General features: G+C 61.9%; 15 protein-coding genes. 6 read left to right on the top strand and 9 right to left on the bottom strand.

Annotated features, from left to right (window positions below; all coding sequences use genetic code 11):
- Positions 1 to 4 precede the first annotated feature (4 nt).
- Complete coding sequence (locus Asbog_RS01085) at positions 5 to 907, top strand: 4-(cytidine 5'-diphospho)-2-C-methyl-D-erythritol kinase (protein ID WP_062163771.1); 903 nt, start codon at positions 5 to 7, stop codon at positions 905 to 907.
- Between the two features lie 31 nt (positions 908 to 938).
- Complete coding sequence (locus tag Asbog_RS01090) at positions 939 to 1,325, top strand: hypothetical protein (RefSeq protein WP_062163772.1); 387 nt, start codon at positions 939 to 941, stop codon at positions 1,323 to 1,325.
- Positions 1,326 to 1,395: 70 nt separating this feature from the next.
- On the opposite strand, the gene Asbog_RS01095 is transcribed toward Asbog_RS01090, so the two are convergent.
- From Asbog_RS01095 to Asbog_RS01105, 3 genes are read right to left on the bottom strand one after another with little or no spacing between them, the layout of a single operon-like run.
- Positions 1,396 to 2,397 (bottom strand): SDR family oxidoreductase, encoded by a 1,002-nt coding sequence (locus tag Asbog_RS01095; protein WP_062163773.1) that lies wholly within the window; start codon positions 2,395 to 2,397, stop codon positions 1,396 to 1,398.
- 20 nt (positions 2,398 to 2,417) lie between these two features.
- Positions 2,418 to 2,996 (bottom strand): YqaA family protein, encoded by a 579-nt coding sequence (locus Asbog_RS01100; RefSeq protein ID WP_062163774.1) that lies wholly within the window; start codon positions 2,994 to 2,996, stop codon positions 2,418 to 2,420.
- A 50-nt stretch (positions 2,997 to 3,046) separates the two neighbouring features.
- Entirely contained in the window at positions 3,047 to 3,373 is a 327-nt protein-coding gene (locus tag Asbog_RS01105; RefSeq protein WP_023978783.1) for a YnfA family protein, read from the bottom strand.
- Positions 3,374 to 3,755: 382 nt separating this feature from the next.
- Here Asbog_RS01105 and Asbog_RS01110 point away from each other — a divergent pair, with 382 nt between their 5' ends.
- Genes Asbog_RS01110 through Asbog_RS01120 form a run of 3 tightly spaced genes read left to right on the top strand, consistent with a single transcriptional unit; the run spans position 3,756 to position 6,230 of the window.
- Positions 3,756 to 4,571 carry a MetQ/NlpA family ABC transporter substrate-binding protein gene (locus Asbog_RS01110; protein ID WP_062163775.1) on the top strand — a complete coding sequence of 272 codons (816 nt, stop codon included), beginning with the start codon at positions 3,756 to 3,758 and terminating at the stop codon, positions 4,569 to 4,571.
- Positions 4,568 to 5,599: a methionine ABC transporter ATP-binding protein gene (locus Asbog_RS14760; RefSeq protein ID WP_062163776.1), complete on the top strand. Its 1,032-nt coding sequence runs from the start codon at positions 4,568 to 4,570 to the stop codon at positions 5,597 to 5,599. The genes Asbog_RS01110 and Asbog_RS14760 overlap by 4 nt, the downstream gene beginning before the upstream one ends.
- Positions 5,580 to 6,230 (top strand): methionine ABC transporter permease, encoded by a 651-nt coding sequence (locus tag Asbog_RS01120; RefSeq protein ID WP_023978780.1) that lies wholly within the window; start codon positions 5,580 to 5,582, stop codon positions 6,228 to 6,230. Before Asbog_RS14760 ends, Asbog_RS01120 begins: the two co-directional genes overlap by 20 nt.
- A 257-nt stretch (positions 6,231 to 6,487) precedes the next feature.
- Here the strand turns inward: Asbog_RS01120 and Asbog_RS01125 are convergent, their stop codons facing one another.
- From Asbog_RS01125 to Asbog_RS01135, 3 genes are all read right to left on the bottom strand, one after another.
- On the bottom strand, positions 6,488 to 8,035 hold the full coding sequence (locus Asbog_RS01125; RefSeq protein WP_062165622.1) for an ATP-binding protein: 1,548 nt from the start codon (positions 8,033 to 8,035) through the stop codon (positions 6,488 to 6,490).
- Positions 8,019 to 8,738: a response regulator gene (locus Asbog_RS01130; RefSeq protein WP_023978778.1), complete on the bottom strand. Its 720-nt coding sequence runs from the start codon at positions 8,736 to 8,738 to the stop codon at positions 8,019 to 8,021. The genes Asbog_RS01125 and Asbog_RS01130 overlap by 17 nt, the downstream gene beginning before the upstream one ends.
- Before the next feature lie 76 nt (positions 8,739 to 8,814).
- Positions 8,815 to 9,798, bottom strand: coding sequence for a cysteine synthase A (locus Asbog_RS01135; RefSeq protein ID WP_231944680.1), 984 nt, complete (start codon positions 9,796 to 9,798; stop codon positions 8,815 to 8,817).
- Between the two features lie 144 nt (positions 9,799 to 9,942).
- Between Asbog_RS01135 and Asbog_RS01140 the strand changes: the two genes are divergently transcribed.
- Positions 9,943 to 10,344, top strand: a complete 402-nt coding sequence (locus Asbog_RS01140) for a rhodanese-like domain-containing protein (RefSeq protein WP_062163778.1) — start codon at positions 9,943 to 9,945, stop codon at positions 10,342 to 10,344.
- Between the two features lie 17 nt (positions 10,345 to 10,361).
- Here Asbog_RS01140 and bioD read toward each other — a convergent pair whose 3' ends face one another.
- From bioD to Asbog_RS01155, 3 genes are read right to left on the bottom strand one after another with little or no spacing between them, the layout of a single operon-like run.
- Positions 10,362 to 11,756 (bottom strand): dethiobiotin synthase, encoded by a 1,395-nt coding sequence (gene bioD, locus Asbog_RS01145; RefSeq protein ID WP_062163779.1) that lies wholly within the window; start codon positions 11,754 to 11,756, stop codon positions 10,362 to 10,364.
- Positions 11,753 to 12,382 (bottom strand): alpha/beta fold hydrolase, encoded by a 630-nt coding sequence (locus Asbog_RS01150; protein WP_062163780.1) that lies wholly within the window; start codon positions 12,380 to 12,382, stop codon positions 11,753 to 11,755. Before Asbog_RS01150 ends, bioD begins: the two co-directional genes overlap by 4 nt.
- On the bottom strand, positions 12,379 to 13,563 hold the full coding sequence (locus Asbog_RS01155; protein WP_062163781.1) for an aminotransferase class I/II-fold pyridoxal phosphate-dependent enzyme: 1,185 nt from the start codon (positions 13,561 to 13,563) through the stop codon (positions 12,379 to 12,381). The genes Asbog_RS01150 and Asbog_RS01155 overlap by 4 nt, the downstream gene beginning before the upstream one ends.
- Positions 13,564 to 13,623 lie beyond the last annotated feature (60 nt).

Consider the following 13,623-nt stretch of genomic DNA (forward strand, 5'->3'; position numbering starts at 1 on the left):
GACCATGAGCCCAGACGGCATGACCCCCTATCACTCCAGCGCCCGCGCCAAGATCAACCTGTTTCTCCATGTCACGGGTCGACGTGAAAACGGTTACCATGAGCTGGATTCGCTGGCCGTTTTCGCAGACACGGCCGACCGTCTGGTTCTGGAGGCACCGGCTTTACCCGGTGAAAAAGGCCGTCTTGTTATCGATGGGCCCTTCGGGGCCGGGCTGGATGCCGGTCCGGATAATCTGGTGCTCCGCGCCGCCGCGGCCTTGCGCGAAGCTGCCACGGTGCCATCCACGACCCCTGACTGGCATATGCGCCTGACCAAGAACCTGCCTGTCGCTTCGGGCATCGGCGGTGGCTCGGCCGACGCTGCTGCTGCACTTCGCCTCCTCTCTCAGGCATGGTCGTGTGAATCGGCTGATCTTGCCACGGTTGCGGCAGGGCTGGGGGCTGATGTGCCTGTCTGTCTGGCTCAGAAGACACAGCGCATGCAGGGTATTGGCGAGACGCTGGTGGCCGCGCCGGTCTTGCCGCGTTGTGCCATGGTGCTGGTCAATCCCGGTATTGCCGTGCCGACGCCCGCCGTATTCAAAGCATGGAAGGAATCAGGCACAGGGTTTCGACCGCCAGCCAGTCTGCCCGCACGCTGGGAGAATGTTCATGCCATGTGTGCGGCGCTGGCAGCGACATCGAATGACCTTCAACCCCCTGCGATCACGCTCTACCCGGTTATCGGTGATGTGCTGGCAGCCCTTGCCGACACCGAATCCTGCCTCTTTTCACGCATGAGCGGTTCGGGCGCGACCTGTTTCGGGCTATATGAAGATATGCCTGAGGCGATGCGTGCCGTTGCCAGCCTGCGTCATCACGGTTGGTGGGCCGAGGCTGGATGGATCCATACGCCACTAAACTGATCTGAAAACCCGGAAAGAGGACGATCACGACATGGGTGCGAGAATGCAGGTTGTGCAGAAGGATGATGGCACAGGGGCGACGCTGCGCTTTCTTGAAGGGAGCGGCCTGGAAGGGGAAATCGACCTGACCCTGGACCAGTTGAGCCAGTTGATTGCCAGCCTCGGACGGGTACGTTTTGCCATGACGGCCGGGCAGGCTCAGCCCCCCATCGGCAATGCGCCATTCCTGCCGGTTTACAGCACGAACTGGGCGCTTCAGATCGATGCCCTGACCGAGGGCTCGACGCTGGCCTTCCAGCACCCGGCATTCGGGCCGGTCGGGTTGGTGTTCGGGCCGGAGGATGCCGAGAAGCTGATCAATGGCCTCAAACACCATCGTGCGATCATGTCGACGAACACCAGCCGCCGACCGAGCTAGGCATGACAACCCTGATTGTCAGTTTGCTGACAATCAGGGAGGCAAGGCTTTCAGGAGACGGGGCGTGGCGTCAGTTCTTGCCCCGTGCAGCGCGCCACAAGGCCAAGATCCCGGCCAGACCCAGCAGGGACGCACCCAGACCGATACGCCGCGGAATTGTCAGCAGCAGTGGCTTGCGACCCTGTTCGCGGAGCGGAATTCCCTCATAGGGGCCGTGCGCTGCGTAAGCGCCCTCGACGCTCTCCACAAAGGAGTCCGGTGCGTCTTCCGGTGCGCCGGCGCCAAATTGTGCCTTGAAACCCTTGCGCGCCAGAAAGCGGTCGCGCAGCGAAGGGGCAAGCCCGTTGATCAGGCTTGGCAGAATGGATGATGCCCCCACCCAGATGTCACGATGATGGCCCAGGACAGCCTGACAGATCGCGTGGGCTGCAATCTCGGGCTCGTAGATGCGCCCGACTGGCTTGAGGGTATGACCCGAGAGGTTGCGGCTCCAGCCCAGTCTTGTCGTGTTGATGGAGGGCAGATGCACGACCGTCAGGTCGATGCGATCGGAAAGTGCGCGGATTTCGGGGCGGACACTGTCGCAAAAGGCACTGATTGCCGCATGAGCGCCATTGACGGCAGATTGCAAGGGCAGGCCGCGCAGCGGGTGAGCCAGACCCAGATTGACGATCGTGCCGCTGCCGCGGCGGCGCATGCAGGCCAGCGCTGCCTGCGTGCCAAAAACCGAGCCGAGATAGGTCACATCGGTCACGCGGCGCAATGTGGCCTCATCGAGCGACAGGACCGGGCCGATGGCGGTAACGCCCGCAGCGTTGATCCAGACCGTGATCGGACCCAGATTGCGCTCGACCTGCTCGGCTGCCTGGGCGAGCGCTGCGGCGTCTGACACATCCACCTGCAGGGTGAGGGTGCGCACCGCGCTTGCCTCGAGTTCCTGAGCGGCATCCTGAAGCCGCTGCTCGTTTCGTCCAATCAGGGCAATGTCGAAGCCATAGGACGCCAGCATACGCACGGTGGCCCGCCCGATACCGGCTCCGGCGCCTGTGACGACGGCAATCTGGTTGGGCATGGCGGCAATCCTCATTCGGTCTACAAAAGGGTGACAGCCAGAATGCCAGCGATGATGAGAAAGAGAAAGCCTGCGAGAACGAGGGTCAGGCGGCGTTCGATGAAATCGCGGATAGGTGCACCGTAGAACCAGAGCAGGGTCGCGACCAGAAAGAAGCGCGCCCCGCGTGTGACCAGACTGGCTGCGATAAATGGCAGGATTGCGAAATGCGCTGCACCTGCCGCGATCGTGACGATCTTGAAGGGGATGGGTGTCAGCCCCTTGAGCAGGATGATGGCCACACCATACTGGCGGAACTTCTCCTGCATGACGGCCAGTGTATGTTCGGCATGATAGAAATGAACGATGGGTAGCGCGACGTGCTGAAGCAGCATGGCGCCGATCACCCAGCCAAGCATCGCCCCGGTGACGGAGCCGACCGTGCAGATGGCCGCAAGTCTGAAAGCGCGCTCACGGGCCGCCAAAATCATCGGGATCAACATCAGGTCGACCGGGATCGGGAAGAAAGAGGCCTCGGCAAAAGCGACGGCAAACAGCCACCAGCTGGCATGACGCGAAGCCGCCAGTGCCAGGGTGCGTTGGTAGAGGGCGTGAAACAAGAGGCGACTCCGGGTGGGGCAGACCTCAGGTCAATGGCTCAAGAACCCCGTCATGTCGAGCGCGGTGCCCATAAAATAACCCCGGCACCCAGAAGGCATATGGTGGCGCCAAGCAGATCCCACCGATCGGGCAGTCGGCTTTCGATCAGCCACATCCAGAGCAGCGACGCCACGATGTAGATGCCGCCATAACTTGCAAAGGCGCGTCCCGCGCTGTCGCTGTCGATACGTGTCAGCAGAGCGGCAAAAAACATGAGGCTCGCCATGCCGGGTACAAGCCAGAGCATCGATCGCCCCAGCCGCAGGCAGGACCAGAAAGCAAAGCAGCCTGCAATCTCTGCAAAGGCGGCGGCAACATAGTAGAAGAACGTCAGCATGGCGTGACCTTGAATGGAATGCGCATTTCGCTGCGTCTCTTCTTGCAGAAATCCTTCAGGTCGGCCTCATGCAAGGGACTATTCTGCGGCGAAACATGCGGTGATGCAGAACCTGCCTGTGGTCGAGCGACGGGATGGGAGCCTCTCCTGTACCCCCAACATATGACCTCGAATGGCCGAGCCATCATTTTCGGAGAGGATCAGCGGGATAGTATCAGGGACTGGAACGGAGGGGTGAGCCATTCGAACGCGATGGAACATTGCTTTATCGAGCGTTCTGTATAAGACACAGATCAATCGTTGAATGCGTCGAGACTGATATTATTAACGAAGAAAAATCGTTCAATTTATCGGCTCGCGCCAGGAACCGGATATCTTTCTCATGTCCTTCGCCTCGCTCCCGCGTCGTACGGTGTTGTCCTCGCTTTTTGGTGCGTCCATGGCTCTAAGCCTGCGCGGCGCCCATGCTGAAGGCAAGCCCATCCGTGTGGGAATCATGGCGGGCGAAGATGAGGATATCTGGCGTCTGGTCAGCCAGAACGCGCAGAAGCAGGGGCTGGCGCTCAAGATCGTCACGTTCTCTGATTACTCGACACCGGATGAGGCGCTGGCGTCGCACGACCTCGATGCCAATTCCTTTCAGCACAAGCCGTTTCTCAAGGCGCAGTGCGACGCGCATGGCTACCGTATTACCCCTGTCGGGGAAACGTATGTCGCACCGATCGGCCTTTATTCGCGCAAATGGAAAACGCTCGCCGCCCTCCCCAAGGGTGCCGTGATCGGTGTGCCCAATGACCCGAGCAATGAAGGGCGTGCGCTGCTGCTGCTTCAGACACTGGGCTTCATCAAGCTGTCACCATCTGCGGGCCTGCTGCCGACGCCGCTGGACATCACCGAGAATCCGCATGAATTCACGATACGCGAGCTGGATGCCGGGGTGGTGGGGCGTGCCCTGCCGGATCTGGATGCAGCGGTGATCAACACCGACTGGGCGCACAAGGCCGGGGTCGATGTGGTGCATGAGCGGCTGGCGCGCGAGGGCGTAAAGGACAATCCCTATATCTGCGTGATAGCCGTCAACACCGATGATGTGCAGGCGCCCTGGGTAAAGCCGCTGGTCAGTGCCTATCAGCAGCCCAATATCCGTCAGGCGCTCATTGATGTTTATGCCAATACTGTCATTCCTGCGTTTTCATGACGCTTCTTGATGTTTCAGGTCTGTCGTGCCGTTTCGGGACGCAGACCGCTCTGAGCGATATCAGTTTTCAGGTTGATAAAGGCGAGATCATCGGTGTGATCGGCAGCTCCGGCGCCGGAAAATCCACGCTGCTGCGCTGCCTCTGCGCGCTTGAGCGCCCTTCGGAAGGGCGAATCCTGCTCGACGGGGCGGATCTTGCTGCCCTGCCCGAACGCGACCTCGTGGCGGTGCGCCGCAAGGTCGGGCTCGTGTTCCAGCATTTCAACCTGCTCAACTCACGCGATGCGGCTGGCAACATTGCCCTGCCGCTCGAAATTGCCGGCTGGCCCCGTGCTCGGATTGCCCCACGCGTGGCGGAACTCCTGACACTGGTCGGGCTTGAAGGGCACGGGCACAAGCGCCCCTCCGAATTGTCAGGCGGTCAGAAGCAGCGTGTGGGCATTGCGCGTGCCATTGCCAATTCGCCCTCGTTGCTTCTGTGCGACGAGGCGACATCTGCCCTCGATCCCCACACGACGTCCTCCATTCTCGAATTGCTGGCGCAGATCAACCGTGATCTGGGCCTGACGATCATCCTGATCACGCATGAGATGGATGTTGTGCGACGTTTTGCCCATCGCGTGCTGGTGCTCGACCATGGCGCACTGATCGAAAACGGCACGATGGCCACCTTGCTGCGTGACAGTCGCGGCGATGAGCGTCTGGAACGGCTTCTGGCCGATATCCGGCCGACCCTCCCAGCCTATGTCCGTGAGAAGCTTTCGCCCGATCCGCGCCCCGGAGACAGAACCCTGCTGCGTGTCGTGCTTGGCGCACAGGCTGCCTGCACGGCGTTTCTGTCGGAGATCACGCGTCGTTTCGATCAGGATATCACGCTTGTACAGGGCGGGGCGCTCGATTGCGGGGGAGAACCCCTGACCGACATGATCCTGGCCCTATCCGCGCCGCTGAGCCCATCGCTCAGCCTCTATCTCGACCAGCAGGCCCATGTGACGGAGATACTCGGTTATGTACCGGCTGATCGGTAAGCTCATCATCGATTCCACCCTCCAGACGGTGGAAATGGTCGCAGCCTCGACACTGGTGGCCCTTGTGTTTGGCCTGCCTCTTGCCGTGCTGATGATCGCGACCCGTCGCAAGGACCTGTATGACGTGCCGTGGCTTGGCTACCCCATCGGCTGGCTGATCGACGCCATCCGGGCCATTCCGTTCATCATCCTGCTGGTCCTGCTCATTCCGGTCACGCGGCTGATTGCCGGTACGTCTCTGGGCACGCTGGCGGCCATTGTACCGCTCTCGATTGCAGCCATTCCCTATTTCGCCCGCATTGCCGAAATTTCCCTTCAGGAAATAGAGCCCGGGCTGATCGAGGCTGTGCGTGTCATGGGTGGCACGCGCTGGATGGTCATCCGCTATGTGCTGATTCCCGAAGCCCTGCCCGGGTTACTCTCAGGTTTAACCGTCACCGCCATCACCCTTGTCGGCGCCTCGGCCATGGCAGGGGCGATCGGTGCAGGCGGTCTGGGCGATCTGGCCATCCGCTACGGCTATCAGCGCTTCAACACCACCATCATGTTCGCTGTGGTGGCTGTGCTGATCCTCCTTGTGGGGCTTATTCAGGGAGCGGGGACCCTGGCGGTGCGAACAGTCAAGCGCTAGGCAATAGGTGACGCGGGGCGCTGCCCCGCACCCCGCCAGAGGCGCGCCTCTGGACTCGATTAGATAACGAGGCGAGCCAGTTAGAGTGGTCACTGCCTCCTGCCACCGAAAAAGCAGGAAGCGCATGGCAATCAGGCTGATGCAGCGTTCGCGCGCCGCGCCCTGCGGTGCCCGTAGCGCACTTCCGGACCGGGTTTGCCGGTCATCAAGCTGAAGGGCAGGGAAAGGCCGCCGGGTTCGGGCAGAACCCGGATTGCTTACAAAGGCAGGATGACGCTTGCGCGCAGCCCCCCTTCGGGGCGGTTGACGAGGGTGACATCCCCGCCCTGACCGCGCACGGTAGAGCGGGCGATGGCCAGACCAAGGCCGGTGCCGCCGGTTTCGCGGTTGCGGCTGGTTTCGGCGCGCACAAAGGGTTCGAACATACGCTCGAGGTCTTCCTGCGGCAGGCCGGGGCCATGATCGTCGATGCGGATACAGACGTTCTTTTCCTGACCCGGCCCACGGGCGCAGGTCACGCTGATTGCGGCGGAACCACCGTATTTAAGCGCATTCATCACGAGGTTGGTCAGGGCGCGTTTGAGCGCCAGCGAACGTGCCTTGATGCGGATCGCATGATCCGGCTCCTGGTAACTTACCTGATCGGCAAGGTCGGGGCGGGCCTCGGCCGCTTCATCCGCGATGGTCTGCAAGAGTGCGCCCAGATCGAGAGCAGTCATGGGCTCCTGGGTCGAACTGTCACGACCGAAGGCGAGGGTCGCAGCAACCATGCTTTCCATCTCGTCCAGATCGGCCAGAAACTTGTCACGCAACTCGTCATCATCGATGAATTCAGCACGCAGCTTCAGGCGCGTGATGGGCGTGCGCAGGTCATGGCCAATGGCAGTGAGCATCAGGGTACGATCCGTAACGAAACGCCGGATACGCGCTGCCATCGTGTTGAAGGCCATTGCAGCCTGACGGATCTCGGTTGGCCCGGATTCAGGCAATGGCTGCGTATGAACATCACGGCCGAGTGCCGTGGCCGCATTGGCAAGCGTTGCGACAGGGGCGATGAGCCGGAGCGAACCCCAGAGAATCAGGCCGCCTCCACAGATCGTCATCAGAGCAAACGAGATCATGAAGGTGGGTGAGCCAAACGGATTGGGCGGCCGCACCGTGTAGTTCATGACCAGCCAGCGATGGTCATCGGGCATCTGCAGCGACATTGCATAATGGCGTGTGCCGGGCTTATGGCCCATTATCATGCGTTGCGGGCGCAGACGTGCAGGCAGCATGCCGATGCCGGAAAGGGCCGGGGGCATGAAGGGCGGTGGTCTCCGCTCCTCGGAAACGCCAGGATCGAAACCTGCCGGAGGGGGGGGCATCCCCTCGAAGGGGAAGGGGTTGTGTCCTTCACCGCCCATGTCGCCCGGTGGGGGAAATCCCCCTTCCTCCTGCCGCTCGGAAGGCGGATTGCCGCGCATCATGGGGTTCATGGCGAATGGCAGGGGTATGAAAGAGTTGGGGAAATGAGTGTCCGGTCTGGTGTCGAGAACGATCTTGAAATTCGAGGGGATTTCTATCGCATCGAGCCCGGCCTGACGATCAGCGGGCGGAAGTTCGACCAGCGTATGATAGATCGAAAAGGCATGATGCTCGTTGTCATGCATCTCCGCCCGGTCGGCAATATTGAGATGATCGAGGGCATGGATGGTCAGGCCGGCCGCCTGAACCACGCAAAGCCCCGCAATCAGAAGCAGATTGGTGCGCGCTCGCAGCGAGCGCGGCGGAAGGTGGATCACGGTGTCAGAGGCGTTCGACATCGGCGGCCAGAACATAGCCGCCCCCGCGTACCGTCTTGATCATCTGGGCGTTGCGCCCGTCATCCTCCAGCTTGCGGCGCAGACGGCTCACCGCAACGTCAATGGCGCGATCGAACGGCCCGGCCTGTCGGCCACGCAGCATTTCCAGCAGCATGTCACGTGTCAGGACACGGTTGGCGCGTTCGAGAAACGCCAGAAGCATGTCGTATTCGCCACCCGTCAGCGGCACTTCGGCCCCGTCCGGATTGAGCAGACGACGGCGCGCAGGCTCGAGTGTCCAGCCCGAAAAGCGGATCATGCGTGAATCCGCCGAAAGCTTCTTGTCGGAACTGTCGGCGGTGCGACGAAGCACGGCACGGATACGAGCCAGCAATTCACGCGGGTTGAACGGCTTGGCCACATAGTCATCAGCGCCAAATTCGAGGCCGATGATACGGTCTGTCTCATCGCTCATGGCGGTCAGCATGATGATCGGAACATTGTCCTGGCTGCGCAGCCAGCGGGCAATGTCGAGCCCGCTTTCGCCAGGGAGCATCAGGTCGAGCACCACAAGCTGATAATGACCGGCCGCCCAGGCACGACGGGCTTCACGCCCGTCGCGTGCGGCGGTCACGCGAAAATGGTTGCGCTCGAGAAAGCGGCAGAGCAGCTCGCGTATCTCGCGGTCATCATCAACGATGAGAAGGTGCGGGGTCGTTTCCATGAATGTAACATTGGTCCGAATCGAATGTCCCCTTCAAGGGGCTGTTTCATTCCGTCACAACTTGCGAAAACCTGTCTCAATCGAGCCAGGGTGGGGTCGGCAGGTTTTTGGCCCGCAGGAATTCAGGATTGAAGATCTTGGACTGGTAGCGTGCCCCACCATCGCAGAGGATTGTTACAATACGATGGCCTGGACCGAGGCGTTTCGCCACGCGAATCGCTGCCGCCACGTTAATTCCCGCCGAGCCGCCCAGCGAGATTCCCTCGCGATCCTGAAGCGAGAAGATCTGCTCAAGCGCCTCGGCATCGGGAATACGTTCGGCATCGTCAATCGTGATGCCCTCCAGATTGCCCGTGACGCGGGATTGCCCGATCCCTTCGGTAATCGAGCCGCCCGAAACACTCAGATCGTTCGATTTGACCCAACCGTAAAGCCCTGAGCCTTCCGGGTCGGCCAGAACGATCTCGGGGCGCTTGCGACCCGCCGCCTCGGCCAGTTCACCAAGGCCCAGCGCAACACCTGCCAGCGTACCACCCGTGCCGCAGGCGCAGGTGAAGGCATCGACACGACCATCGAGCTGCTGCCAGATCTCGACCGCCGTGGTTGTGCGGTGGCCTTCGCGGTTGGCGGTGTTGTCGAACTGGTTGGCCCAGACAGCATTGTCGGTTTCCTCGGCAATACGGCGCGAGACATGCACGTAATTGCCGGGGTCACGAAAGGGCTTGGCAGGCACGAGGCGCAGATCGGCCCCGATCATGCGCAGGAAATCGATTTTCTCGCGGCTCTGCGTTTCCGGCATGACAATGATGGTGCGATAGCCACGGGCCTTGGCGACGAGGGTAAGGCCGATACCGGTATTGCCTGCCGTGCCTTCGACGATCACACCGCCCGGCTTGAGGGCGCCCCGCTTCTCCGCATCGAGAATGATAGCCAGAGCCGCACGATCCTTGACCGACCCTCCGGGATTCATGAACTCGGCCTTGCCGTAGATTTCGCAGCCTGTCGCTTCCGACGCCAGCTTCAGACGGATCAGCGGCGTGCCGCCAATGGCGCCGATCATACCCTCTGAAGGGTGCTGCCAGCCCGGAATGACACTGGTGGCGTGGGAGGGGGTCACGTTCTGCGTGGTCATCTACATTCCATCCTATACGTCTGCAGTTTGAGAGTTTAACGTCGCGACATGTAAAATAAATGAGGAAAAACGATGGTCGACTGTATTTCGGCACGAGCTGCCTGGGAACGCCTGACGGCAGACAAGGATGCCGTCCTGATCGATGTGCGCACCCCCGGCGAATGGCAGCTGGTTGGATTGCCCGACCTCTCAACCCTCGATAAGGATGTCAAAACCCTGAGCTGGGACCCTTACGATGCCAATGGGTTCGCGCTCTCTCTGCGTGAGCTTGTACCGTCGCTGGAGACGCCCGTGTTGTTCCTGTGCCGTTCAGGCGTGCGCTCGCAGCAGACGGCGGAACTCGCGGCGCATCTCGGCTATGTCGAGGCGGTCAATGTGGTCGAGGGATATGAAGGCCAGCCGGATGCAAACGGTCAGCGCGGCCGGGTCTGTGGCTGGCAATACGAGAATCTGCCCCTGTATTTTCCCGGCTGAGAGCGGCGCTGAATGGGTCAGAAACCCTGTAGTCTCAGGGTTTCGCGCAGGCGTTCTGCCTCCTGGGCCACGCTTTGCGGCGTGATGGCGTCCAGCAGAGGGATTTCGGCCAGCACAGGCACCCGCCCGAAATGCTCTATGGCCGCCCGATTGGCAGCGTTCGGGGGGCCGCTCATCACCACGCCGGCAATGGCGATACTGCGGCGCTTCAAGGCTTCGAGACTGAGCAGCGTGTGATTGATCGTGCCCAGTGTGGAGCGTGTGACAAGAATGACCGGGAGGCCCAGTGTGGCCGCCCAGTCGATCAGCAGGGTCTCGTCATTGAGCGGCACCATCAGCCCGCCAGCACCCTCGACCACCAAAGGCCCTGTGCAATCCGGCAGGGTCAGGCCCTCCAGGTTGACCGTCCGGCCCTCTGCCGCCGCTGCGTCCTGCGGTGAAAGCGGGGCGAGAAAGGCATGCGCGGGGGCCATCACGCGTGAAGCGGGGAGGGCGGCAAGCGTGCTGACGCTATGCGTGTCGCCTGCTTCATCGCTCAGCCCGGTCTGAAAGGGCTTCCAGTAGGTGGCATCGAGCGCACGGGTGAGAATGGCTGACACAAGGGTCTTGCCGATCCCGGTATCCGTGCCTGTGACGAAAACGCCCCGTGTCTTTACGGCGCTGCCGAAAGCGATCTGGTAGTCCATCTCGTTGGTCATCCTGTCGAAATGCTGCATCACGCGCCGAAGTTCGGGGGCTGTCAGCTTGCGGCTGGCCTCCTTGGGCGTTGTCGCCCCGATTTTCCTGAGGTCGAGCAGAAACGCGCGTGCGGAACCTACAGGATCACGCTGCGTCTCAAGCGACCACTCGCCCTGAAGCGACGGGGGGAGTTCAGCCAGAAGCGTTCTGGCCGTGGGATAATCCGGGAAGCCGCAGGGCAGGGATTGCGCGGCGCAGGCCTCGCGCCATTGGGCAAAGCTGCCTTCAGCCAGCGTTGTCACCTCAAGCCGCCCACCCGGTGCAAGAAGATGGGCCAGTCGACGAAAGGCGGCTTCCCGATTGCTGAACCACTGCATGCAGAAGCTGGAACAGATGAGATCGAACGGCCCGGGCAGGGTCGGGTGCTCGGCATCCATTACATGATAACGGATATCGGGCACGGCGCGTGCCGCGCGGGCGATCATGCCGGGTGAAAGGTCGATGGCGGTGATCTCTGCCGCCGGGAAAAGCCCGCGCAGGAGGCGGGTGAGGGCCCCAGTGCCGCAGCCCAGCTCCAGAATCCGGCGAGGCGGGTTGTCCGGCGTGACGCGCGAGGCAATACGCTGTGCAAGCGCGATGGCCGTGAGGGCCTGAACACGTGCAGCCTGATCATAATGCTCGGCCGTGTCGAAACGCGCGGCAATCGGGGCGAGGCGGCTGGCTTCCTCACTCATGCGCCTTGCTCCAGCCAGTCCTGGATGATGGCTGCGCAACCCTTAGGATCGGTCAGGGGCAGAAGATGCCCGCCTTCGCGTTGCATGGTCTTCGCCAGAGGGAAACCGGCCTGGGTCATGGCAGGCGTTACCAGCGGATCATTCGTGCCGCTGATTGTTGTCAGACTGGCCCCCCAGCGGCGCGCTTCGGCTCTGGCATCGGCCGCGATCAGCGCATCCAGCCCGGCCTGCAACCTGTCGGGTGCCAGCGTGGTGCAGGGCAGGAAGGGCTCGAATTGCTGACGGAACTGCGTAACCACCCCCGCCGGATCATCGGACAGGCGACTGGCCATGCGGGAGAGGATACGGGGAGGAAGACCTTCGGGAAAATCGTCCGACCGGGTGAAACGGGCGAAACTGTTGAATGCCACGATGCCGCGACACCCTGTGAGGTCGCGGGCGAGAAGATCTGTCGTGCCCGCTGAGTGGGTGATGGCAAGATAGGGGGCGTCGGACAGGGTCAGTGTTTCGGGCGCACCTGTGTAGCCGCGATCGAGAAAGACCGAGTCAGGATGGCCGAGTGCCTCGTGAACCGGGGACCAGAACCGGGCATCGAAACTCCATCCATGAACAAAGACGAGCTTCATGACCGGCCTGGCCGCAGGACTCCGGTCAGGGCATCGGCAAGCCTGTTGATGGCGGCTCCATCATGGCTGGCACTGAGGGCCAGACGCAGACGCGCCGACCCGGCGGGGACTGTTGGCGGACGGATGGCAATGGTCAGCAGGCCCTGCTTTTCGAGCGTTTCAGCAAGAGCAAGGGTCGCCTCTTCATCACCGATCATGACGGGAATGATCTGCGTGGTTGAACCGCCTGTCTCGATCCCGGCTTCGTTGAGCCGTTGACGCAGGAGCCCTGCGTTCTGCCGCAGTCTCAGGCGGGCCGCCTCCAGATCAGGCATGAGTTCCAGAGCCGCATCCATGGCGCCCAGCATCGGCGGGGATGGGGCTGTGCTGTAGATGAACCCCGAGCATGCCGTGATGATCCAGTCGCACAGGGCGCGTGAACCGGCAATATAGGCGCCCATGCTGCCCAGCGCCTTGCTGAATGTGCCCATGACGAGATCCACCTCATGGCCATGAGACAGGCCGCGACCCTGGGGGCCCAGAACGCCCGTTGCATGGGCTTCATCAAGGTAGAAAAAGGCATTGTATCGTTTGGCGAGAGCGCTCAGCGCGGCGATATCGGCCGTATCGCCATCCATGGAAAAGACGCTCTCTGTCACGATGAAGCGCATGCCGGGCTGTTCGGCGTGGCGCTCAATCAAGGCCTCGAGATGGGCCAGATCGTTGTGACGGAATCTGATCTGCTTCACCCCGGCCGCAGCACAACCGTGATGCATGCTGGCGTGATTGAGCTTGTCGGCAAAGACCAGCGGCGCCATGCCGGTCTGTTCACGGGCCAGGCGGAACAGGGCGGGCAAAACAGCAGCATTGGCCTGCCAGCCCGAAGCGAAAAGCAGAGCGGCTTCCGCGCCCTTGAAGTGGGCAAGGCGCCCCTCGACCTGTTGATGCAGATCCAGCGTGCCACTGACCAGCCGTGACGCCCGCGCTCCCGTGCCATGTTGCACGGCCCAGTCGGCGGCGCGGTCTCGCAGGAGCGGATGACCTGAGAGACCGAGATAGTCGTTTGACGAGAAATCGAGCACTTCGCGGCCCTGACGCAGAACCGCATCGGGGGTGCGATGCAGGGGGCGCAAGGTGCGTCGCAGGGAACGGGATTCCAGCGTGTCGAGTGCCTGTCTGAGAAGCGGATCAAAGCGCGTCATGGCTTGTCCCTGCCGCTATGGCGTGGCCTTGTCAATTCTTCGGCATGACCCGACCCCGGT

The organism is Asaia bogorensis NBRC 16594 (assembly GCF_001547995.1).
GTDB lineage: Bacteria > Pseudomonadota > Alphaproteobacteria > Acetobacterales > Acetobacteraceae > Asaia > Asaia bogorensis.